Raw genomic sequence first — 22,870 nt, 5'->3', positions numbered from 1 at the left:
GGGAGGAACGCGGCGAAGCGGAGCCCCGCGGTCGCGAACGAGAGGCGGGATCCGGTGACGACGACCGTGGACGGTGCCAAGCGGGAGGAGACGACCTGGCAGACCCTGCGCCGGGGTCTGGCGCTCTCACCGGAGTTGCGGACCGGCCTGGCCGGCACCCTGGCCCTGGCGTTGGTCTACATGATCGGCCGGGTGGCGGTGCCGGTCGCCGTGCAGCAGGGCATCGACCGGGGCATCGTCGGCGGTCTGAACCTCGACGTGGTCTGGTCGGTGGTGGCGGTCACCGCGGCGATCCTGACGGTCACGACGGTCTGCGGCTATCTGATGATGCGCCGGCTGTTCACGGTCAGTGAGACGGCGTTGGCGAACGTCCGGACGCGGGCGTTCCGGCACGTGCACGACCTGTCGATGTTGCACCAGCAGTCGGAGCGGCGCGGCTCGCTTGTCTCGCGGGTCACCAGCGACGTCGACCAGATCACCCAGTTCCTCCAGTGGGGTGGGGTGATCCTGCTCGTCAACCTCGGTCAGCTGGTGGTCACCACAGCCGTCATGCTCGCGTACTCCTGGCAGTTGACGCTCGTGGTGCTGGCCGCCTTCCTGCCCGCGGTGTTCGTGATCCGGCGGTTGCAACGCCGGCTGGGCTCGGCGTACGCGACGGTGCGTCAGCGCACCGGCACGCTGCTCGGCACGATCGGCGAGAGCGTGGTGGGCGCGCCGGTGATCCGGGCGTACGGGATCGCGGGCCGCACCGAGCGGCGGTTGGACGAGGCCATCGACGGGCAGCGGCTGGCGCAGCAGCGGGCGATCCGGATCAGCATCGTGGGCAGCTCGGTGGGCGAGCTGGCCGCTGGGCTCGCGCTGGCGGGTGTGGTGGTGCTCGGGGTGACGCTGGGGGTGGACGGCACGCTGTCGATCGGCCAGTTGACCGCGTTCCTGTTCCTGGTGACGCTCTTCATCCAGCCGGTGCAGATCGCCACCGAGGTGCTCAACGAGGCGCAGAACGCGATCGCCGGCTGGCGTCGGGTGCTGGACGTGCTGGACGTCGCCCCCGACGTGGCCGACCCGGGGGAGCAGGGGCGCAAGCTGCCGGCCGGGCCGCTGGACATCCGGTTCGCCGGTGTGCGGTTCGCCTATCCGGGTGGCCCGCCGGTGCTGCACGACATCGACCTGGAGATTCCGGCGAAGAGCCGGGTGGCGGTTGTCGGCGAGACCGGCAGTGGCAAGACCACGTTCGCCAAGTTGCTGACCCGTCTGATGGACCCGTCGGCCGGGGCGGTGCTGCTGTCCGGGGTGCCGCTGGCGGAGGTGCGGTTCGACTCGCTGCGCTCCCGGGTGGTGATGGTGCCGCAGGACGGGTTCCTCTTCGACGCGACGGTGGGGGACAACGTCCGGTTCGCCCGGCCGGAGCTGACCGACGAGGAGCTGAGCGTGGCCTTCACCGAGCTGGGCCTGTCGGACTGGCTGGAGGGTCTGCCGGCGGGTCTGGACACGCCGGTCGGCGAGCGCGGCGAGGCGCTCAGCGTCGGTGAGCGGCAGTTGGTCGCACTGGCCCGCGCGTACGTGGCCGACCCGGACCTGTTGGTGCTGGACGAGGCGACGAGCGCCGTGGACCCGGCGACCGAGGTGCGCCTGCAACGCACCCTGGACGCGGTCACCAGGGGGCGGACCACCCTCGCGATCGCACACCGGCTCTCCACGGCGCAGGCCGCCGACGAGGTGATCGTGGTGGACCGGGGTCGGGTGGTGCAGCGCGGCCCGCACGACGAGTTGGTCCGTGACGCCGACTCGGTCTATGGCCTGCTCTACGCGTCCTGGCTGGAGCAGACCCGATGACGCGCTCCGGCTGCGCCGGCTTGGTGGACGCCGACGGCGAGGTGCTCTAGGCTCCGGGTTAGGCAAGCCTAACCTTCGAAGGAGGTCGCGCCATGCGGCCCAACCCCGCCGAGATCGTCCGTACCCTCGTCGCCGGCCGCCTGCCCGGTCTCGTGCATCTCGCGCACCGGCCGGGCCCGCACCACGCCCGGCACGTGACCGACCCGGACGGGCGGGTGCTGCTGTTGGTGCCGGTGGCCAGCCACCTGGCCGCCGCGCTGCGACCGGCCGCCGGGGTCAGCGACGTCGCGGTGGTGCTCGACGTGCTCGACCTGCCACCCGCCGCCGGCGCGCCGGGTCTGGGTCGGGCCTGGGTCTCCGGCTGGGCCGGCGAGCTGCACGGCGACGAGGCCCGCCAGGCGGCGCTCGACTTCGCCGCGGTGGAGCCGACCGGCGACCTGCTCGACCTGGGCACCCGGTTCCGGCTGTTCCGCTTCGAGGTGGTCGAGGTCCGTTGGGAGCGCGCCGGCCTCGTGCGCCGGATCGACCCGGGGGAGTACGCGGAGGCGGAGCCGGACCCGGTGCACCCGGTCGAGGCACGTCTGCTCGCCGACCTCGCCGAGTGCCACGGCGCCCAGGTGACCGCGTACCTGCGCCAGCAGCTCGGCCTGACCGAGCAGACCGTCGACGGGCCGCCCCGGGTGGTGCGCATCGACCGCTACGGGCTGGTGGTCGCCCTCGGCCACCCCGGCGCCCGACGGCGGATCCGGTTGGCGTTCCCCGGCCCGGTGGCCGACCCGGCCGACCTGCCGCGACTGCTGCCGCCGCTACACCTCCCCGCCAACACCCGCCCCCCGCGCTGACCCACCCCGACCCACCCCGTCCCCACCCCTGCCGTGCGCCGATCTTGCACTTTCGGTCGCCGGAATGCGTTAGTTATCCCTTTTTGTCGGGACAGTAAGTGCAAGATCGCGAGGGCGTCCGGGGTCAGGTCGGCAGGGGGCCCGTCAGGTAGCGCTGGATCGTCGGGCCGACCGCGGCGACAAGGGTCTCCGGGTCGGCCGAGGCGACTGGCTCCAGGCGCACCACGTGCCGCATCATGGCCAGGCCGATCATCTGGGTGGCCACCAGGGAACCGCGCAGCGGCAGCTGGGCCGGATCGACGTCGAGTTGTTCGAGCACCCGCCGCAGCACCTGGGTGGCGATGAACTCGCGCAGCAGTCGGGCGGTCCACTCGTTGCTCACCGCGGAGCGCAGCAGCGCCTGGGCGGCGGCCCCGGCCGGGGAGTCCCAGATGCCGAGGAAGGTGCGCACCAGGCGCTCACCGGCGCCGTCCGGGTCGCCGGCGAGCACCTTCGGCACCAGCTGACCGGGGTCGAACGGGAAGTTCATCGCGGCGAGGAAGAGCTGGTCCTTGCTGCCGAAGTAGTGGTGCACGAGCGCCGGGTCGACGCCTGCCGTGCTGGCGATGGCGCGGATCGAGGCGGCGTCGTAGCCCCGCTCGGCGAACGCCGTGCGCGCCGAGTCGAGGATCGCCTCCCGGGTGTCCGGGTTGCCGGGTCGCCGGCCGGTCCGCCGCGTCATCGCCGCCCTTCGTTCGTCCACCTGGGCAGCCGTGGGCCGGCCGGCCCACGGCTGCCGCGGTCTCACCCGCTGCGTCGGCGCAGGGTGGCCGCCGCGAGCACCAGCGCCAGCACCACCGCGCCGAGCACCACCGCCACGTCCCGCCACATTGTGCCGGTCGGCTCGGCGTGGGCGCCGACCTCCTGCAACGCCTCGATGGCGTACGACAGGGGGAAGGCGTCACCGAGCGCCTGGAGCCAACCGGCCATCTCGTCGCGGGCCACGAACAGCCCGCAGAGCAGCAGTTGGGGGACCACCACGACCGGCAGGAACTGTACTGCCTGGAACTCGGTGCGCGCGAAGGCGCTGCACAGCAGCCCGAGGGCGACGCCCAGCACGGCGTCGACGACCGCGATCCCGATCACCAGCCAGCTGCTGCCGGCGGTGTCCAGATCGAAGATCCAGTACGCCACGGCGGCGGCGACGGCCGCCTGCGCGGCGGCGGCCAGCCCGAACGCGATGCCGTAACCGAAGAGCAGGTCGAGCTTGCCCAGCGGTGTGGTGAGCAGACGCTCCAGGGTGCCGGAGGTGCGTTCGCGGAGCATCGCGATGCTCGTCACCAGGAACATGATCACGAACGGGAAGATGCCCAGCAGCACCAGCGCGACCCGGTCGAACGTCGTGGGCTGCCCGGGCGGGGTCGGTTGGTCGGCGTACATGAAGTAGACGAGGGTGAGCAGGACGGCCGGCACCACCACGAGCAGGGCGATGGTGCGGCGATCGTGCCGGAGCTGACGCAGGATGCGGCCGGTGGTGGCCGCCAGGATCCGGGGGTTCATAACTGCTCCTGTCCGGCTTGCGGGGCGGTGGTGGTCGGAGCCGCCTCGCCGGCCCGGATCAGGCGCAGGAACGCCTCGTCGAGGTCGTCCACGCCGGCGGCGGCGCGGATGGCGGCCGGGCTGTCGTCGGCGATCAACCGCCCCTGGCGGATCAGCAGCAACCGGTCGCAGCGGGCCGCCTCGTCCATCACGTGGCTGGACACCAGCAGGGTGGTGCCCGCGGCGGCCATCGCGTGGAACCGGGCCCACAGGTCGGCCCGGAGCACCGGATCCTGACCGACTGTCGGCTCGTCGAGGATCACCAGCTCCGGCTCCCCGACCAGGGCGCAGGCCAGCGACGCCCGGCTGCGCTGGCCGCCGGAGAGGGTGGCGACCAGTTGGCCGGCGGCCTCGGCCAGCCCGACATCGCCGATCGCCCGGTCGGCCTCGACCCGCCCGCGCCCGTAGAGGGCCGCGAAGTAGCGGGCGTTCTCCCGGACGGTCAGGTCGGCGTAGACGCTCGGCGCCTGGGTCAGGTAGCCCACCTGGTGCCGCAGCGCCGGGGCGCCGGCCGGTTGACCGAGCACGGTGACCGTCCCGCCGCTGACCACCTGCACCCCGACCACGGCGCGCATGAACGTGGTCTTGCCACTGCCGCTGGGGCCGAGCAGCCCGGTGACGGCGCCGCGCGGGACCTGGCAGCTGATGCGGTCCAACACCCGCCGCCCACCCCGGTCGACGACCAGGTCACGGACGGCTATCGCGTCGTCCATCACATACCTCCCAAGAAACTCATCATCTGTTGAACTCAACGGTAGATGAAATGCTGCCCCCGGTGCAACGGCCAGGACCGACGATCGGTCGGCTACCGTGCGCCCGGCGTTAGAACGGGCAGTAGGCTTCGGACCGGACACCGAGTCCGCCAACGGGCATTGCGCACTGATGGGGCGTACGGCACGATGGCGCCGTGGGTCACGCTCCGTTACCGAATAGCGGTTTTCTCGAGGACTGGGCCGCGCGGTTGCGGCAGACCGGCGAGCGGCCGGTCGTCGGCATCCTGCTGCGCGGCAGCCACGCCCGCCGAGCCGCCACCGCACACAGCGACGTCGACCTCGACGTGCTTGTCGGCGGCGCGCCGTACGCCGCGCGGCAGGCGTACCTGGCCGAATCCGCAGGCCGGGTCACCCACGTCTCGGTCGCCGCGCGCGACGTCCGCTCCTGGGTGCATCGACTCGGCGAACCGGCCGACTGGGCGTTCGGGCTCCCGGTCACCGCCCCGGCGCGGCTGCTCTGGGCCGACCCGCACTGGCGGCCCCGCATCGACCTGCCGGTGCTCTGCCAGCCCGCCGAACCACCCCGCCTCGAGGAGCTGATCGCCACGCTCGGTAAGGCCGCGGCCGCCCGGTCCGCCCACGACCGACTCGGGATCCGGCTCGCCGTCGCCGACCTGGCCCGGCTCTGCCCATCGGTGCTGCGCCCGGCCAACCCGTCGGTGCGGGTCCACTCCCGCCGGGCGGCCTTCGCGGCGGCCCTGGACCTGCCGGTCGCCCCACCGGGCTACCGGGCGGACATGCTGCTCTGCCTCGGCCTGCGACCGGGCGCCACCGCCCAGCTGTTCTCCGCCGCCGTACGACTCGTCGCCGGCACCCTGCCGCTGATCCGGCCGTACGCCGAGGAGATCGCCGAGGTGGCCGGCGCGGACCTGGCCGCCGCCCTTGTCGACGGCCGGCTGGATCGGTACGTGGCCCAGCTGGCCCGGCCCGACGTGCCCGCGCCGCCGCCGCACCGGGAGCGGTCGCCGGTGCCCGCGCCACGTGCGGGACACTTGGACACTGTGTCCGTACCTGACTCGCCGGCGACCGGCGTCCCCAGCGCACCGAGCGACCCGATGGCATCCGGGTCGGCCCGCCCGTCCCGACTCGACGCGGCCATCGCGGCCCGGTTGCGCCGCACCGCCGACGGTCTGGTCGCCGCGGTGGTCCGCGCGCACGACACCGGCGAGGTGCTGATGGTCGCGTGGATGGACGACGAGGCGCTGCACCGCACCCTCACCACCGGCCGGGCCACCTACTGGTCGCGCAGCCGCCGCGAATACTGGGTCAAGGGAGCCACCTCCGGGCACCACCAGTACGTCCGCTCGGTCGCGCTGGACTGCGACGGAGACGCGCTGCTGGTCAGCGTGGACCAGGTCGGGGCGGCCTGCCACACCGGACACCGGACCTGCTTCTTCACCGAGTTGCCCGTCACCGCCCCGGAGGCCCGGTGAGCGCGCCCAGCGCGGCCCGGCGCAGCCTCGCAGCCGCGAACGAAAGGCAGACCCAGCCATGACCGACGGCACCGTCAGCCCCGAACTGGGCACCTTCACCGAGCTGGCCGCCGACTGGCGGGTGGTGCCGGTGACCCGGCGGCTCCTGGCCGACGCGGAGACGCCGGTCGGGGTCTACCGGAAGCTGGCCGGTGGGCCCGGCACGTTCCTGCTGGAATCGGCCGAGCAGGGGGTCGGCTCGGCCGGCCTGGCCTGGTCGCGATACTCGTTCATCGGCGTCCGCAGCAGCGCCACGCTCGTCGAGCGGGACGGCGTGGCGACCTGGCTCGGCCAGCCGCCGGCGGGGTTGCCCACCGAGGGCGACCCGGTGCGGGTGCTGCGGGAGACGGTGGCGGCGCTCGCCGGCCCGGTCGGCGACCCGTCCGACGATCTGCCGCCGCTGACCGGGGGCATGGTCGGTTACCTCGGCTACGACCTGGTGCGCCGCTTCGAGCGGCTGCCCGAGCTGACCGAGGACGACCTGGGCGTGCCCGAGTTGGGCATGATGCTCGCCACCGACCTGGTGGTGCTCGACCACTACGACGGCTCGGCGATCCTGGTCGCCAACGCGGTGCTGCCGCCGTTGGACGCCCCGGACCGCGCCCCGCAGGTCGCCGCCGCGTACCACCACGCGGTGGGCCGGCTGGACGCGATGACCACGGCGCTGTCCCGGCCCATCCCACCGATGATCTCCACGGTCGAGCGTCCGCCGGCCGGGGAGGTGCTCTGCCGTACGCCCGACGGCGGCTACCCGAAGGCGGTGGAGGCCGCCAAGGAGGCGATCCGGGCCGGTGAGTGCTTCCAGATCGTGCTGTCCCAGCGCTTCGAGCGGTCGACGCACGCCGACCCGCTGGACGTCTACCGGGTGCTGCGCACCAGCAACCCCAGCCCGTACATGTACCTGCTGCGCTTCGACGGGTTCGACATCGTCGGCTCGTCCCCGGAGGCGCACCTGAAGGTCACCGGCGGCGCGAGCGGGCGGCGTCGCGCGTTGCTGCACCCGATCGCCGGCACCCGGCCGCGTGGCGACACCCCCGCCGCCGACGCCGTGCTCGCCGCGGAGCTGCTCGCCGACCCCAAGGAGCGGGCCGAGCACGTGATGCTCGTCGACCTCGGCCGCAACGACCTGGGCCGGGTGTGTCAGCCCGGCAGCGTGGAGGTGCCCGAGTTCGCCACCATCGAGCGGTACAGCCACGTCATGCACATCGTCTCCACCGTCACCGGCACGTTGCGTGACGACCAGAGCGCGTTCGACGCGCTCGCCGCGACCTTTCCGGCCGGGACCCTCTCCGGCGCGCCGAAGGTCCGGGCCATGGAGATCATCGAGGAGTTGGAGCCGGTCCGCCGCGGCCTCTACGGCGGCACGGTGGGTTACTTCGGCTTCGGCGGTGACCTGGACATGGCGATCGCCATCCGGACCGCGCTGATCCGCGACGGCCGCGCCTACGTGCAGGCCGGCGCCGGGGTGGTGGCCGACTCGGACCCGGCCGCCGAGGACCAGGAGACGCGGAACAAGGCCGCCGCCGTGCTGGCGGCGATCGCCGCCGCCGAGACGTTGCGGCCGGCCCGATGAGGGGTGGCGAGCGGTCCGCCGTGGGCCGGCGTGAGTTGGCGTACGCCGTACTCCTCTGCCTGGTCGGCGCGGCCCTGGCGCTGTGGGCGGCGACGCGGACCTGGTCGGTCGAGCTGACCGTGCGCCCGGCGCCGCTGCCGCCGGTACGCGACACCCGTAGCGGGGCCGGGCTGCTGCCCTGGCTGCCGGCGTTGGCCCTGGTGACGTTGGCCGGTGGTGGCGCGGTGCTGGCCACCCGGGGCCGGCTGCGGCAGGTGCTCGGCGTGCTGCTCGGTGTGCTCGCGCTGGCCGTGGCTGCCGGCGGTGGGTACGGGCTGGGTGTCGATGTCGACGGCTCGGTGAACCGGCAGTGGCCGGTGCTCTGCCTGCTCGGCGGCCTGCTGGCCGCCGCGGGCGGTTTCTGGACGGCGGCGCGCGGTGGCGGCTGGCCGGCGATGGGCGCCCGGTACGAGCGGCCGGCCCGCACCGCGCCGCGGGCCGCGCCGGCGTCGACCGGTTCGCCGGAGTCGCCCGCGCCGATGGCCGGGCGGCGGACCACCGAGGCGTGGGACGCGTTGGATCGGGGTGAGGACCCGACGGCCGACTGACGGCGGTGGCCCGTTGCGGCCGGTGGGTGTCAGCCGACGGGCTGACGGTCCCGCCGCGGTCGTGACGTGGCGGCGCGGGCGGCGGTCAGTTCGGCCACCAGGCGGTTCAGTTCGGCGCGTTGGTCGGCGCGGGCCCGGTCGGCGCAGACCGCCTCCCAGGCGTTGCCCCGCGCCGTACGCATCCGACCCTCGCCCACCACGGCGCGTTCCACGCTGTGCACCACCCCGACGGCGAGCGACGCCACCGTCCGCGAGATGGTCGTCAGGCCGATGGTCGCTTGCGGCTCGGACATGCTCATGGTCACCTCGCACGAGGAGTGGCGATGGTCGGGGCAGGCGCGTCATCGAGTCTGCCTGAGGACGATGCTGGCCGGCTGACGTTTCGCCGCCGTGACCGCCCGGTCAACTGTCTCGCCCCGGCCGTGACCAGGGGCCGTCCGTTCGGCCTTGAGCTTGCTCACAACATCGATCGACGCCGTTGTCGTCGGGCGCCGGTCCGGAACTGGTGGCATGATCGATGCGACGGCACGGTCGGACCACGGCCGCCAAGGCTCCATACCGCGTGACGATTGTCGATACGGGAGGTGGCGCTGCGTGACATACCGTTCACGGCAAGTCGGCCATTATGCCGGAGCCCTTTTCGTGAGCAGCGCCATACCCCCGGCATTCGGCGTGGGTCGGCTGCCCCTAGCATCGGCCCATGACGCCCGGAGAGGGGAGTCCGTTGGTGACTGCTGAGCATGCGCACGCGGAGGGGGACGAGGCCGGTCAGGCAGCGTCCGTAAGCGTGCTCGATGAGATTCTGGCCGGCGTGCGTGAGGACGTCGCCCGACGCCAGGAGCAGGTTCCGCTGGAGCGGATCCGTGAACTGGCAGCGGCCGCGCCGCCGCCGCTGGACGCTTACGCGGCGCTGCGAAAGCCCGGCGTGGCAGTGATCGCCGAGGTGAAGCGCTCGTCGCCGTCCAAGGGGCGGCTGGCCGAGATCGCCGATCCGGCCGACCTGGCGGTCGACTACGCGGCAGGTGGGGCGCGCGCGATAAGTGTGCTGACCGAGGGGCGCTGGTTCGGCGGTTCGCTCGACGACCTGGCGGCCGTCCGTGCCGCGGTCACCGTGCCGGTGCTGCGCAAGGACTTCGTGGTCTCCAGCTACCAGATCCACGAGGCGCGTGCGCACGGCGCCGACCTGGTGCTGCTGATCGTCGCCGCGCTCGAGCAGAACGTGCTGATGGGTCTGCTGGAGCGGATCGAGTCGTTGGGCATGACCGCGCTTGTCGAGGTGCACGACGAGGAAGAGGCCGACCGCGCGCTGGAGGCGGGCGCTCAGGTGATCGGGGTCAACGCCCGTGACCTGCGTACCCTGGAGGTCGACAGGTCGGTGTTCGAGCGGATCGCGCCGGGCTTGCCCAGCAGCGTCGTCAAGATCGCCGAATCCGGCGTTCGTGGTCCGCACGACCTGATCCGGTACGCGTCCGCGGGTGCTGACGCGGTCCTCGTGGGCGAGGGCCTGGTCACCCAGAAGAGCCCTCGCGAAGCGGTCGCCGAGCTGGTCAACGCGGGCAACCACCCGGCAACGCCACGGCCGGTGCGCTGACCTCGCACCGGACGCCCCGATCGAGAGGATTTCCGATGAGCGCCGACGCGCTGGCCCCGGTGGCCGGCCCGCAGCCCGACTCCGCCGGCCACTTCGGCCGCTTCGGCGGTCGGTTCGTTCCCGAGGCCCTGGTGGCCGCGCTCGACGAGCTCGACGGGGCGTGGCGCACGGCGATGGCGGACGAGTCCTTCCAGGCGGAGTTCGGCGCGCTGCTGCGGGACTACGCGGGCACGCCGTCGCTGCTCTACGAGGCCCGGCGATTCTCCGCGAAGCTCGGCGCGCGGGTGTTGCTCAAGCGTGAGGACCTCAACCACACCGGCGCGCACAAGGTGCGCAACGTGCTCGGCCAGGCGTTGCTCACCAAGCGGATGGGCAAGACCCGGGTGATCGCCGAGACCGGTGCCGGCCAGCACGGCGTGGCCACCGCGACCGCCGCCGCCCTGTTCGACCTCGAGTGCGTGGTCTACATGGGCCAGGTCGACACCGAGCGGCAGGCGCTCAACGTGGCCCGGATGCGGATGCTCGGCGCCACTGTCGTTCCGGTCACCAACGGCTCGCGCACCCTCAAGGACGCGATGAACGAGGCGATGCGCGACTGGGTGGCGAACGTCGACGAGACGCACTACCTGATCGGCACCGCAGCGGGTCCGCACCCGTTCCCGGCGATGGTCCGCGACTTCGTCCGGGGCATCGGTGACGAGGCACGTCAGCAGTGTCTCGACCTGACCGGCGCACTGCCGGACGCGGTCACCGCCTGCGTCGGCGGCGGCTCCAACGCCCTGGGCATCTTCCACGCGTTCGTCGGTGACGAGGACGTGCGGCTGTACGGCTTCGAAGCCGGCGGCGACGGGGTGGCCACCGGCCGGCACGCGGCGAGCATCACCGGCGGGTCGGCCGGTGTCCTGCACGGCACGCGCACCTACGTGTTGCAGGACGCCGACGGGCAGACGCTGGAGTCGCACTCGATCTCCGCCGGCCTGGACTACCCGGGCGTCGGGCCCGAGCACGCCTGGCTGCACGACACCGGCCGGGCGCGTTACCTCCCGGTCACCGACACCGAGGCGATGGCCGCGTTCGAGTTGCTCTGCCGCACCGAGGGGATCATCCCGGCGATCGAGAGCGCCCACGCGCTCGCCGGCACCGTCGCGCTGGCCCCGAAGCTCGCCGCCGAGCTGGGTCGGGAGCCCACCATCGTGGTCAACCTCTCCGGTCGGGGTGACAAGGACGTGCACACCGCCGGCGACTACTTCGGCATCCTCGACAAGGAGCGGTGAGATGAGCCGGATCGGGGTGGCCTTCGACAAGGCCCGCGCCGACGGACGGGCCCTGCTGGTCGGCTGCATGCCGGCCGGGTTCCCGACCGTCGACGGCAGCATCGCGGCGATGACCGCCATGGTCGAGGCCGGTGTGGACGTCATCGAGGTGGAGATCCCCTACTCCGACCCGGTGATGGACGGGCCGGTGATCCAGAAAGCCAGTGACATCGCGCTGGCCGGCGGCGTCCGCACCAGGGACACCCTGCGCATCATCGAGGCGGTGGCGGCCACCGGCGCTCCGGTGGTCACCATGACCTACTGGAACCCGGTCGAGCGGTACGGCGTGGACGTGTTCGCCCGTGACCTCGCCGCCGCCGGTGGCACCGGTCTGATCACCCCCGACCTCATTCCCGACGAGGCGGCCGAGTGGCTGGCTGCCTCGGACGCGCACGGCCTGGACCGCACGTTCCTGGTCTCCCCGTCGTCCACCGACGCGCGGCTGGCGATGACCGTGCGGCACTGCCGCGGTTTCGTCTACGCGACAGCGGTCATGGGTGTCACCGGAGCCCGGACGGGCACCTCGGACGCCGCACCGACGCTTGTCTCCCGGGTCCGCGAGGTCACCGACCTGCCGGTGGGTGTCGGTCTCGGCGTGGGCACCGGCGCGCAGGCCGGCACCGTCGCCGGCTACGCCGACGGGGTGATCGTCGGCAGCGCGCTGATCAGGTGTCTGCTCGACGCCCCCACCGAGGCGGAGGGGCTGGCTGCCCTGCGCGCCCTCAGCGCCGAACTCGCCGAGGGCGTCCGCAACCCCACCCGCTGACGCCGTCCGCCGACCCGTCGCTGACGGAGGTGCGGTCGTTGACGGATGTGTCAGTGGCGCCGGGAGGGGTCCGCGGCCTCGCCGCGTTGCTCAGGTGGCTGCCCCGCGCCCCACCGCACGTCCTGCCCCGCTCCCGGCTGGCCGTCCTGGTTTGTCGCCGGCCAGCTCTCCGGGCCTGTCGCCGTTGCGCCCTCCTCGGGTGGGCGAGCCGCTGGCGGGGCGGCCTCGACGACGCCGGGCGCCCGGAGGACGTCGCGGAGCACGCCGGAGCGGCCGGCGGTCGCGTCGGCGACGGCGGCACGGGTGAGCGGGGTGACCGTCTCGGGCAGCGCGTCGGGGGAGTGCCAGGACAACCGACAACCCGGCGGTGGGTCGGCCGGCGGGCGGCCGTCGGTGGCGCGGGCCCGAAAAACGTGCACGAGTACGTCCGGAGACGGCCCGACCCGTCCGGCCGGCGTTTCCCCCGAGGGGCCGGCCAGGTGGTAGACGCCGATCAGGTCGATCAGCTCGATGGCGCGGCCGGTCTCCGCGCGGATGTCCCGTAGGGCCGCCCGCACCGGGCTCTCGGCCGGACGCAGTCGTCCGCCGGGCAACGCGTAGCGGCGGGTGCCCCGGCCCTGCTGGCAGAGCAGCACCCGGCCGACGTCGTCGGTGACGACCGCGGCGACCGCCCAGGTGAACGCGCTCATGGACAAAGAGCGTACGGCGGCGCAAACCAGAAGTCACCGAGATGCGGGCTCCCCGTGCCCGGGGTGCCGCTACGGGGGTGTGCAGCGGTAGCGTGTGCACCCGTGACCCTCGCCTCGCTGTCCCCCCAGGCGGCCCTGCCCAGTCCCAGCACCGCGGTCTGGCAACTCGGGCCGGTGCCGATCCGGGCGTACGCGCTCTGCATCATCGCCGGCATCGTGCTGGCCTGCTGGGTGACGGAGCGCCGGCTTCGGCAGCGCGGCGTCGCGCCCGGCGCGGTGCTCGACATCGCCGTCTGGGCGGTGCCGGCCGGCATCATCGGTGCCCGGATCTACCACGTCGTCACCTCACCGGAGAAATACTTCGGTGCCGGCGGTGAGCCGATGAAGGCGTTCGCCATCTGGGAGGGCGGCCTCGGCATCTGGGGCGCCGTCGCCGGTGGCGCGGTCGGTGCCTACATCGCCGCCCGGCAGCTCGGCATCCCGTTCGGCGTGGTGGCCGACGCGGTGGCGCCCGGGCTGGCGCTGGCCCAGGCGGTCGGCCGGATCGGCAACTGGTTCAACAACGAGCTGTTCGGCGGCCGGACCACACTGCCGTGGGGCCTGCAGATCCACCGGATGGACCCGGACAATCCGGGGCACGCGCTGCGTGACGACGCCGGGCAGCCGATCCTCGAACCGGGCCTCTACCAGCCGACCTTCCTCTACGAGGCGCTGTGGAACCTCGGCGTCGTCGCCCTGGTCCTCCTCCTGGACCGCAGGCTGAAGCTGGGCCGCGGCCGGGCGTTCGCGCTCTACGTGATGGGCTACACCGTCGGTCGGTTCTGGATCGAGCTGATGCGCACCGACGAGGCCAACCACATTCTGGGCGTCCGGCTCAACGTCTGGACCGCCGGCCTGGTCTTCCTCGGCGCGTTGATCTACTTCGTCCGGGTGCGCGGCCCACAGGACTACCTGATCCCGCTCGGCGCGGCGGCGACACCGACCCCGTCCCCCACGTCCGACCTGTCCCAGGTCGACCTCTCGGAGCAGGAGACCCCCGCGCGGGCCGCCGCCCCGGAGGGATATCGGGTGGTCAGCGAGGAGCAGTACGCCGCCTGGCAGGACACCGGCGTCATCCCGCCGGAGCGGGCCGCCAACCCGGGCGACGAGCCACTCGGTGACGCGGCATCCGTCGACGGCCCGTCGACCGACGACGAGTCGGTGGACGACCTGTCGGCTCCGCGTGCCGACCGGGCCGACGCCGCGGGCGTACGGCCCGCCGACCGGGACAGCTGAGCGGAGGCGGCACCGATGCGAAGCGCGGTGGTGGTCGGCGCAGGGGTCGGTGGCCTGGCAGTGGCCGGTGCGCTGGCCCGCTCCGGCTGGCAGGTCACCGTGCTGGAACGCGCCGAGCGGGTTCGCCCTGAGCCGACCGCGGTGGTGCTCTGGCCCAACGGCGTCCGCGCGTTGCAGGCCCTCGGCCTCGGCGCGGGCCTGGCCGCCATCGCCACCCCGCTGTCCGACGGCGGGGTCCGTCGCCCGGACGGGCACTGGCTCGTGCAGCCCCGGCCCATCCCGGCCGACCGGATGCCGGTGGTGGTGCACCGCGAGGACCTGCACGACGCGCTGATCGCGGGCCTCGGTGAGCGGGTCGAGCTGCGTACCGGCGTGACCGTGCGGCACGTCCGGGTCGAGCCGGGGGAACGGCCCGCGGTCAGCGACGGACGGCACACCATCGAGGCCGACCTGGTGATCGCCGCCGACGGCACGGACAGCGGCATCCGCCGCCAACTCGCCCCCGAGTCCCGGGTGGTCAGCTCCGGATGCGCCGCCTGGCGGGCCGTCATCCCCTGGTACCAGGCGCCGCGGCTGCCCGACGACCAACCGCTGGCCGGTGAGATCCTCGGCGCCGGTTACCGGTTCGTGGCCGCGTCGTTGGGCGATCGTGGCTCCTCCGGTGGGTCCAGCCGGGGCGGGATCTACTGGGTGGCCACCGCCGCCGGCGCCCCTCGTCCGGAACCGCCGGAGACCCAGCTCGCCCTGCTGCGCCGGTGGTACGCGGGCTGGCCCGCCCCGATCGGCGCGCTACTCGACGCCACCGACCCGGCCGACCTGGTCCAGCAGGAGGTCCGCGAGCTACGTCCGCTGCCCCGTGCCTACGGCTTCGGAGTCGGGCCGGGCGGGGTGGTGCTGCTCGGCGACGCGGCGCACGCCATGCCGCCGCACCTCGGGCAGGGCGCCTGCCTCGCGTTCGAGGACGCGGCCACGCTCGCCTCACTGCTGCGCGAGGCGCGACTGCCCGACGCGGTGCAGGCGTACGACCGGATTCGTCGCCCCCGGGCCACGACCGTGGTCCGGCAGACCCGGCGCATGTCGGCGGTGCTCCAGGCCCGGGGCCGGTTGGCGTTGCGCGCCCGGGACGCCGCACTCGGCACGATCAACTCCCGGCTGCTCTCCAACGCCGCCGCCTCCGCCGCCCAGTGGCGGCCCCCAGCCTGACCCGGGCGGCGGGAGCGGTCAGGCGATGAGGGCAGCGGGTTCGGCGATGCAGGCGGTGCCGATGCGGCGGAAGCCGACCCGCAGGTAGACCCGGGCGATGTCGTCGCTGCCCGCGGAGAGGAAGATCAGGTCGGTGCCGGCCGCGTGCAACTCCCGGGCGAGGGTGGCGGTGAGCGCGGCGCCCAGCCCGCGTCGCCGGGCGGCGGGCAGCGTGGCCACGCCGGCGATCTCCGCGACGTCGCCCACGCGCATGGCCATGCCGCTGGCCAGCGCGCCGTCGGTCGACGTGCCGGCGAGTGCGGAGATCCGTCGGCCGTCGGCGATCCGGGTCCGCTCCTCGTCGAGCGCGGCCACCTCCAACTCGGTGACGGCGGCGTCCCGTTCGGCCGGGCCGGCCGCACCGGGCGCGGTGCCGGCGGCGGCGAACGCCACCGCTGCCACCGCCCGCCGGGCCGCGACGTCGGCGGCGAGGCCGGGGGAGTCCGCGGCCAGTACCCGCACCGCCACGTCGGACAGGCTCGCCGGGTCGGGCAACGCGGCCGGGTCGAGCACCATCAGCGGCGCCTCCAGCACCTGCAGCCCCGCCGAGCGGGCCACCGCCAGCAGCTCGGGATTCGTCTCGTGCACCCACTCGAAGGCTTCCGGCAGACCCAGCTTGCGCTGCCGCTCGCGTACCGAGGTCACGTCGGCGAGTGACGGCGGCTCGGTGGCGCCGATGCGGGGGCGGGCGTAGAACGGCCAGCCGGCACCCTCGCGGACGAACAGCACCAGAGCGCCATGCTCCTCCGCGGCGGCGACGTCGCGGGGCACCGCATCGTAGAAGCGTTCCAACCGGTCGAAGATGTCCTTGTGTGACGGATCCACCGCGCGAGACTACACGTCCCAACCCTTGGACGGTGTGATCAATCTCGGGTGGCAGTACGCGCCTGGCCCTAACGTAGACTCAATAGACCCACGGGCCGACGTCGTCCCCATCATGTGATCAACCTGAGTGACGACAGGAGGCCCGGTGGCTCAGCCGTACGCGGAAATGACACAGCCGCACCCGCACAGCCCGCAGGCGTCCCCGATGCCCGGCGCCCGCCCGTCCGCCCAGGGCCTCTACGACCCCAGGCAGGAGCACGACGCCTGCGGGGTGGCCTTCGTGGCAGACCTGCACGGCCGCCGTTCACACGCGGTCGTCGCCAACGGGCTCGGCGCGCTCTGCCGCCTGGACCACCGCGGCGCCCGGGGCGCGGAGCCCAACACCGGCGACGGCGCGGGCATCATGATCCAGGTCCCGGACGCGTTCCTGCGCGCGGCGGCCGGCGTCGCGCTGCCCCCGGCGGGCGAATACGCCACCGGGCTGGTCTTCCTGCCCGACGACGACGCCGGCGAGGCGCGCGCCCGGCAGGTGGTCGAGAAGTACGCGCTTGTCGAGGGTGCCGAGGTGCTCGGCTGGCGGGACGTGCCGATCGCCCCGGAGGGGCTCGGCGAGACCGCCCTGGCGGCGATGCCCCGGGTCCGGCAGGTCTTCGTGGCCGCGCGCCGGCTCACCGACTCACCCGCCGGCCCGGCCGGCTCCGCGCTGAGCGGCATCGAGCTGGACCGGGTGGCGTTCTGCCTGCGCAAGCAGGCCGAACGGGAGACCGCCGAGCGGGGCGTGCCGGCATACTTCCCGTCGCTGTCCAGCCGGACGATCGTCTACAAGGGGATGCTCACCCCCGACCAGTTGCCGGCGTTCTACCCGGACCTGCGCGACGAGCGGGTGGACAGCGCGATCGCGCTCGTGCACTCCCGCTTCTCCACGAACACGTTCCCGTCCTGGCCGCTGGCGCACCCGTACCGGTTCATCGCCCACAACGGCGAGATCAACACGATCCGCGGCAACCGCAACTGGATGCAGGCCCGCGAGGCGCTCCTGCGCTCGCCGAACGTGCCGGGCAACATCCGGCGGGTCTTCCCGGTCTGCACCCCCGCCGCGTCCGACTCGGCGAACTTCGACGAGGTCCTGGAGCTGCTGCACCTGGCCGGGCGGAGCCTGCCGCACGCGGTGCTCATGATGATCCCCGAGGCCTGGGAGAACGACCCGGGGATGGAGCCGGCGAAGCGTGCCTTCTACCGCTTCCACGCCAGCCTCATGGAGCCGTGGGACGGTCCGGCGTCGGTGGCCTTCACCGACGGCGAGATCGTCGGCGCGGTGCTGGACCGCAACGGGTTGCGCCCGGGGCGCTGGTGGCAGACCGACGACGGGCTCGTGGTGCTCGGCTCCGAGGCCGGCGTGCTCGACCTCGACCCGGCGCACGTGGTCGCGAAGGGGCGGCTCCAGCCGGGCAAGATGTTCCTGGTCGACACCGTGGCGGGCCGGATCGTGCACGACGAGGAGATCAAGTCCGAGTTGGCCGCCGCCCAGCCGTACGCCGAGTGGCTGCACGCCGGGCTGATCGAGCTGGGTGACCTGCCGGCCCGCGAGCACACCGTCTACACGCACGACTCGGTACGCCGCCGGCAGCAGACCTTCGGCTACACCGAGGAGGAGCTGAAGATCCTGCTCGCGCCGATGGCCCGCACCGGCGCCGAGCCCCTCGGCTCGATGGGCACGGACACCCCGATCTCGCCGTTGTCGACCCGGCCGCGGCTGCTCTACGACTACTTCCATCAGCTCTTCGCCCAGGTCACCAACCCGCCGCTGGACGCCATCCGCGAGGAGTTGGTGACCAGCCTGGCGTCGACGATCGGGCCGGAGGGCAACCTGCTCGACCCGGGCGCGGCGAGCTGTCGGCAGATCGTGCTGCCGCACCCGGTGATCGACAACGACGAGCTGGCCAAGATCCTCTCCATCGACGAGGACGGCGACCTGCCCGGCTTCAAGGCGGTCCGGGTGTCCGGCCTGTACCGCATCCGGGAGGGCGCCGCCGGGATCAAGGCGCGGCTGACCGAGATCTGCCGGCACGTCTCCGAGGCGATCGAGGACGGCGTCCGCATCCTGGTGCTCTCCGACCGGGACTCCAACGCCGACCTGGCGCCGATCCCGTCGTTGCTGCTCACCGCCGCCGTGCACCAGCACCTGGTGCGGGAGCAGACCCGCACCCAGGCGGCGCTGATCGTGGAGTCCGGCGACTGCCGGGAGGTGCACCACGCCGCGGTCCTGATCGGCTACGGCGCGGCGGCGGTCAACCCGTACCTGGCGTTCGAGTCGGTCGAGGACATGATCCACACTGGCGCGCTGGCCGGTGTGGAGCCCGCCGCGGCGGTACGCAACTACGCCAAGGCGCTCGGCAAGGGCGTCCTGAAGATCATGTCGAAGATGGGCATCTCGACTGTCTCGTCGTACTGCGGTGCGCAGGTCTTCGAGGCCGTCGGCCTGGACACCCGGCTGGTCGAACGCTATTTCCGGGGCACACCCAGCCGGATCGGCGGGGTCGGCCTGGCCGGCGTGCACACCGAGGTGGCCGCCCGGCACGCGCTGGCCTGGCCCCCGGCCGGCACCGCGGCCTCCGCCCGACTGGAGGTCGGCGGCGAGTACCAGTGGCGCCGCGAGGGTGAGCTGCACCTGTTCAACCCGGAGACGGTCTTCCTGTTGCAGCACGCCACCCGCAGCCGGCAGTACGACGTTTTCCGGCAGTACACCGCGAAGGTCGACGCGCTCGCCGCGCAGGCCGGCTCGCTGCGGGGGTTGTTCACCCTGCGCACCGGGCTGCGCCCGGCGGTGCCGATCGAGGAGGTCGAGCCGGCCACCGAGATCGTCAAGCGCTTCGCCACCGGCGCCATGTCGTACGGGTCGATCTCCGCGGAGGCGCACGAGACGCTCGCCATCGCGATGAACCGTCTCGGCGGCAAGTCCAACACCGGTGAGGGCGGCGAGGACGTCGACCGGCTGCACGACCCGCGGCGCCGCTCGGCGGTCAAGCAGATCGCCAGCGGTCGGTTCGGTGTGACGAGCGAATACCTGGTCAACGCGGACGACCTGCAGATCAAGATGGCCCAGGGCGCCAAGCCCGGCGAGGGCGGTCAGCTGCCCGGCAACAAGGTCTGGCCGTGGATCGCCCGTACCCGGCACGCGACCCCCGGTGTCGGTCTGATCTCCCCGCCGCCGCACCACGACATCTACTCCATCGAGGACCTCGCCCAACTCGTGCACGACCTGAAGTGCGTCAACCCGGCGGCCCGGGTGCACGTCAAGCTGGTCAGCGAGGTCGGCGTCGGCACGGTCGCCGCCGGGGTGGCGAAGCTCAAGGCGGACGTCATCCTGATCTCCGGCCACGACGGCGGCACGGGCGCCTCCCCGATGAACTCACTCAAGCACGCCGGCACCCCGTGGGAGCTGGGGCTGGCCGAGGCGCAGCAGACCCTGCTGCTCAACAAGCTGCGCGACCGGGTCACGGTGCAGGTCGACGGCCAGCTCAAGACCGGCCGGGACGTGCTGGTCGCGGCGCTGCTCGGCGCGGAGGAGTTCGGCTTCGCGACCGCGCCGCTGATCGTCGAGGGCTGCGTGATGATGCGGGTCTGCCACCTGGACACCTGCCCGGTGGGCATCGCCACCCAGAATCCGGTGCTGCGGGAGCGTTTCACCGGCAAGCCGGAGTTCGTGGAGAACTTCTTCCTGTTCCTCGCCGAGGAGGTCCGGGGCTACCTGGCCGAGCTGGGTTTCCGGTCCATCGAGGAGGCGATCGGGCAGTCCGAGCTGCTCGACGTGGCCCCGGCGCTGACGCACTGGAAGGCGCACGGATTGGACCTGACGCCGGTCCTGCACCTGCCGGAGCTGCCCGCCGGCGCGTCCCGACGTGGCATCCGCGCCCAGGACCACGGCCTGGACCAGGCGTTGGACAACGAGCTGATCGCGCTGGCCCGTCCGGCGCTGTCGGAGGGCGCGCCGGTGCGGGTCGAGGTGGCGGTGCGCAACGAGCACCGCAGCGTCGGCGCGATGCTCGGCGGCGAGGTGACCCGTCGCTTCGGCGGTGCCGGCCTGCCCGAGGACACCATCGAGTTCGTGCTGCACGGCACGGCCGGGCAGTCGTTCGGCGCGTTCCTGCCGCGCGGGGTGACCCTGCGCCTGCACGGCGACGCCAACGACTACGTGGGCAAGGGCCTCTCCGGGGGCCGGCTCATCGTCCGTCCGGACGCCGCCGCGCCGTTCCTTGACCCGGACGCCGAGCCGGGGCAGCGGGCCGAGGACCAGATCATCGCCGGCAACACCATCCTGTACGGGGCCACGGCGGGTGAGGTCTTCCTGCGCGGTCGGGTGGGGGAGCGGTTCGCGGTCCGCAACTCCGGCGCGGTCGCCGTGGTCGAGGGCGTCGGTGACCACGGCTGCGAGTACATGACCGGTGGCACGGTCGTGGTGCTCGGCGCGACCGGGCGCAACTTCGCGGCCGGCATGTCCGGCGGCACGGCGTACGTGCACCACCTGGATCGTTCGCGGGTCAACGGGGAGCTTGTCGACCTGGCGCCGCTGGGCGAGCAGGAGCAGTCGCTCCTGCACGAGTTGGTGCAGCGGCACGTGGCCGAGACCGGGTCGGCGGTCGCCGAGGAGCTGCTCAAGCGTTGGCCGGAGGCGGTGGCCGAGTTCACCGCCGTGGTGCCCCGCGACTACCGCCGGGTGCTGGAGATCATGAAGGCCGCCGAAGCCGCCGGCCGCGACGTCGATGACGCGGTGATGAGCGCGCTCAGCGTGCCGTCCGCCGCGCCGGTGCCGCCCGCCCCGCGGGTGGCGGCCCAGGAGGTGGCACGTGCCTGACCCGAACGGTTTCCTGCGCTACGACAGGCGTCTGCCGGCCCGCCGCCCGGTGTCGGTGCGGATCAGCGACTGGCGCGAGGTGTACCCGCCGGCCGGCGAGGACCTGGTCCGTGAGCAGGCCACCCGCTGCATGGACTGCGGCATCCCGTTCTGCCACGACGGCTGCCCGCTGGGCAACCGCATCCCGGACTGGAACGACCTGGTCCGCACCGGCAACTGGGACGCCGCGGTGGAGTCACTGCACGCCACCAACAACTTCCCGGAGTTCACCGGTCGGCTCTGCCCGGCGCCCTGCGAGGCGGCGTGCGTGCTCGGCATCTCCGGCGGCCAGCCGGTGACCATCAAGCAGGTCGAGGTGGAGATCGCCGACGCCGCCGCGGCGCGCGGGTTCACCCCTCGCCCGGTGCCGGCGCCGTCCGGTCGGTCGGTCGCCGTCGTCGGCTCCGGGCCCGCCGGCCTGGCCGCCGCCCAGCAACTGGCCCGCGCGGGTCACGCGGTGACGGTGTACGAACGCGACGACGCGATCGGCGGCCTGCTCCGGTACGGCATCCCCGACTTCAAGTTGGAGAAGCGGCACATCGACGCCCGGCTGGCGCAGCTCGCCGCCGAGGGGGTGCGCTTCCGCACCGGGGTGAACGTCGGGGTGGACGTCACCGCCGAGCAGTTGCGCGCCGAGCATGACGCGGTGCTGTTGGCCTGCGGCGCGTTGCAGGGCCGGGACACCCCGGAGACCCCGGGGCGGGTGCTGCGGGGCGTACACCAGGCCATGGCGCACCTGGTCGCGGCGAATCGCGCGGTCGCCACCGGGGCCAGCGGCGAGCCGGGCGTCCCGGCCACCGGCGAGGGCCGGCCGGCGCGTGCGCTGCTGCCGGACGGCACCCCGATCGACGCGGCCGGCAAGCACGTGGTGATCATCGGTGGCGGTGACACCGCGGCCGACTGTCTCGGTGTGGCGCACCGGCAGGGGGCCGCTGGCGTGCACCAGCTCGACCTGTACCCGCAGCCGCCGCAGGGGCGTGACGAGGCACGGGATCCGTGGCCGACCTGGCCGTGGGTGCTGCGCAGCTACCCGGCGCACGAGGAGGGTGGCGAGCGGGTCTTCGCCGTCGCGGTGCAGGAGTTCGTGGACGACGGCACCGGCCAGGTGCGGGCGGTGCGGATCGCCGAGGTGACCGTGGAGAAGCGCGACGGTCGGCGGGTCGTCACCGTGGTGCCGGGCTCCGAGCGGGAGCTGCCGGCCGATCTGGTGCTGCTGGCGATCGGCTTCGAGGGCACCGAGCAGCAGCCGTTGCTGGCCCAGTTCGGCGTGACCCGCAATCCCCGGGGCGCCGTCGACGCCCGCGACGACTGGCAGACCGACGCCGACGGGGTGTTCGTGGCCGGTGACATGCACCGGGGCGCGTCGCTGATCGTGTGGGCCATCGCCGAGGGGCGGGCGGCGGCCGCCGCCATCCACGGCTACCTGGGCGGTGTCGGTGCGCTGCCGGCCCCGGTGGGTCCGGCCGCGCAGGCTCTCGCCGTTCGCTGAGGTGCGGGCGTCCGGTCGGTGGGGCGGTTCCGCCGCCGCACCGGCCGGACATTCCCGCTGGTGAAGCCACTCACAAAGGTGGGCAAAGAGGTTTAGGCGGGCAAGACTTGCCGGCTGCCGAACCGCACTGC

General features: G+C 73.4%; 18 protein-coding genes and 1 pseudogene. 13 read left to right on the top strand and 6 right to left on the bottom strand.

The features are described 5' to 3' along the window. The first annotated feature begins 54 nt into the window (after window positions 1–54). Both ACGFH8_RS04570 and ACGFH8_RS04565 read left to right on the top strand, forming a co-directional pair. The gene (locus tag ACGFH8_RS04570; protein WP_393363287.1) at window positions 55–1,833 is read left to right on the top strand and encodes an ABC transporter ATP-binding protein; all 1,779 of its coding nucleotides are present in this window, start codon (window positions 55–57) and stop codon (window positions 1,831–1,833) included. A gap of 92 nt (window positions 1,834–1,925) precedes the next feature. After that, window positions 1,926–2,675: a DUF2470 domain-containing protein gene (locus ACGFH8_RS04565; protein ID WP_393363284.1), complete on the top strand. Its 750-nt coding sequence runs from the start codon at window positions 1,926–1,928 to the stop codon at window positions 2,673–2,675. A gap of 124 nt (window positions 2,676–2,799) precedes the next feature. Here ACGFH8_RS04565 and ACGFH8_RS04560 read toward each other — a convergent pair whose 3' ends face one another. The 3 genes from ACGFH8_RS04560 to ACGFH8_RS04550 all read right to left on the bottom strand — a co-directional run bounded on the left by ACGFH8_RS04560 (window position 2,800) and on the right by ACGFH8_RS04550 (window position 4,966). Continuing rightward, entirely contained in the window at window positions 2,800–3,396 is a 597-nt protein-coding gene (locus ACGFH8_RS04560) for a TetR family transcriptional regulator (RefSeq protein WP_393363281.1), read from the bottom strand. Between the two features lie 62 nt (window positions 3,397–3,458). Then, window positions 3,459–4,214, bottom strand: coding sequence for an ABC transporter permease (locus tag ACGFH8_RS04555; RefSeq protein ID WP_393363278.1), 756 nt, complete (start codon window positions 4,212–4,214; stop codon window positions 3,459–3,461). Next, window positions 4,211–4,966, bottom strand: a complete 756-nt coding sequence (locus ACGFH8_RS04550) for an ABC transporter ATP-binding protein (protein ID WP_393363275.1) — start codon at window positions 4,964–4,966, stop codon at window positions 4,211–4,213. Before ACGFH8_RS04550 ends, ACGFH8_RS04555 begins: the two co-directional genes overlap by 4 nt. Before the next feature lie 194 nt (window positions 4,967–5,160). Here ACGFH8_RS04550 and ACGFH8_RS04545 point away from each other — a divergent pair. The 4 genes and pseudogenes from ACGFH8_RS04545 to ACGFH8_RS04530 form a co-directional block, all read left to right on the top strand. After that, a pseudogene (locus ACGFH8_RS04545) lies at window positions 5,161–5,847 on the top strand (phosphoribosyl-AMP cyclohydrolase); the annotation flags it as partial. Window positions 5,848–6,027: 180 nt separating this feature from the next. Further along, window positions 6,028–6,459, top strand: coding sequence for a phosphoribosyl-AMP cyclohydrolase (gene hisI, locus ACGFH8_RS04540; protein ID WP_393364502.1), 432 nt, complete (start codon window positions 6,028–6,030; stop codon window positions 6,457–6,459). 58 nt (window positions 6,460–6,517) lie between these two features. Next, window positions 6,518–8,071 carry an anthranilate synthase component I gene (locus ACGFH8_RS04535; RefSeq protein WP_393363272.1) on the top strand — a complete coding sequence of 518 codons (1,554 nt, stop codon included), beginning with the start codon at window positions 6,518–6,520 and terminating at the stop codon, window positions 8,069–8,071. After that, window positions 8,068–8,658, top strand: coding sequence for a Trp biosynthesis-associated membrane protein (locus ACGFH8_RS04530; RefSeq protein ID WP_393363269.1), 591 nt, complete (start codon window positions 8,068–8,070; stop codon window positions 8,656–8,658). The genes ACGFH8_RS04535 and ACGFH8_RS04530 overlap by 4 nt, the downstream gene beginning before the upstream one ends. Before the next feature lie 29 nt (window positions 8,659–8,687). On the opposite strand, the gene ACGFH8_RS04525 is transcribed toward ACGFH8_RS04530, so the two are convergent. Then, complete coding sequence (locus tag ACGFH8_RS04525) at window positions 8,688–8,957, bottom strand: hypothetical protein (protein ID WP_393363266.1); 270 nt, start codon at window positions 8,955–8,957, stop codon at window positions 8,688–8,690. A gap of 488 nt (window positions 8,958–9,445) precedes the next feature. Here ACGFH8_RS04525 and trpC point away from each other — a divergent pair, with 488 nt between their 5' ends. The 3 genes from trpC to trpA are packed head-to-tail and all read left to right on the top strand — an operon-like array spanning window position 9,446 to window position 12,328. Next, window positions 9,446–10,249: an indole-3-glycerol phosphate synthase TrpC gene (gene trpC, locus ACGFH8_RS04520; protein WP_334631255.1), complete on the top strand. Its 804-nt coding sequence runs from the start codon at window positions 9,446–9,448 to the stop codon at window positions 10,247–10,249. A 35-nt stretch (window positions 10,250–10,284) separates the two neighbouring features. Continuing rightward, on the top strand, window positions 10,285–11,523 hold the full coding sequence (trpB, locus tag ACGFH8_RS04515; RefSeq protein WP_393363264.1) for a tryptophan synthase subunit beta: 1,239 nt from the start codon (window positions 10,285–10,287) through the stop codon (window positions 11,521–11,523). A 1-nt stretch (window position 11,524) separates the two neighbouring features. Then, on the top strand, window positions 11,525–12,328 hold the full coding sequence (trpA, locus tag ACGFH8_RS04510) for a tryptophan synthase subunit alpha (protein WP_393363261.1): 804 nt from the start codon (window positions 11,525–11,527) through the stop codon (window positions 12,326–12,328). Window positions 12,329–12,378: 50 nt separating this feature from the next. Here trpA and ACGFH8_RS04505 read toward each other — a convergent pair whose 3' ends face one another. Further along, window positions 12,379–13,017: an NUDIX hydrolase gene (locus ACGFH8_RS04505; protein ID WP_393363259.1), complete on the bottom strand. Its 639-nt coding sequence runs from the start codon at window positions 13,015–13,017 to the stop codon at window positions 12,379–12,381. 102 nt (window positions 13,018–13,119) lie between these two features. On the opposite strand from ACGFH8_RS04505, the gene lgt reads away from it, so the two are divergent. Together lgt and ACGFH8_RS04495 are read left to right on the top strand one after the other, a co-directional pair. Further along, the gene (lgt, locus tag ACGFH8_RS04500) at window positions 13,120–14,292 is read left to right on the top strand and encodes a prolipoprotein diacylglyceryl transferase (RefSeq protein WP_393363256.1); all 1,173 of its coding nucleotides are present in this window, start codon (window positions 13,120–13,122) and stop codon (window positions 14,290–14,292) included. A 15-nt stretch (window positions 14,293–14,307) separates the two neighbouring features. After that, window positions 14,308–15,495, top strand: coding sequence for an FAD-dependent monooxygenase (locus tag ACGFH8_RS04495; protein WP_393363253.1), 1,188 nt, complete (start codon window positions 14,308–14,310; stop codon window positions 15,493–15,495). 18 nt (window positions 15,496–15,513) lie between these two features. Here ACGFH8_RS04495 and ACGFH8_RS04490 read toward each other — a convergent pair whose 3' ends face one another. Beyond that, the gene (locus tag ACGFH8_RS04490) at window positions 15,514–16,359 is read right to left on the bottom strand and encodes a GNAT family N-acetyltransferase (protein ID WP_393363250.1); all 846 of its coding nucleotides are present in this window, start codon (window positions 16,357–16,359) and stop codon (window positions 15,514–15,516) included. Window positions 16,360–16,525: 166 nt separating this feature from the next. Here ACGFH8_RS04490 and gltB point away from each other — a divergent pair, with 166 nt between their 5' ends. After that, complete coding sequence (gene gltB / locus ACGFH8_RS04485; RefSeq protein ID WP_393364499.1) at window positions 16,526–21,211, top strand: glutamate synthase large subunit; 4,686 nt, start codon at window positions 16,526–16,528, stop codon at window positions 21,209–21,211. Further along, complete coding sequence (locus tag ACGFH8_RS04480; RefSeq protein ID WP_393363247.1) at window positions 21,204–22,739, top strand: glutamate synthase subunit beta; 1,536 nt, start codon at window positions 21,204–21,206, stop codon at window positions 22,737–22,739. Before gltB ends, ACGFH8_RS04480 begins: the two co-directional genes overlap by 8 nt. Window positions 22,740–22,870 lie beyond the last annotated feature (131 nt).

It is taken from the genome of Micromonospora sp. NPDC049175 (assembly GCF_043197345.1).
Classification (GTDB): domain Bacteria; phylum Actinomycetota; class Actinomycetes; order Mycobacteriales; family Micromonosporaceae; genus Micromonospora.
This window is presented reverse-complemented; position numbering and strand designations above follow the sequence as displayed.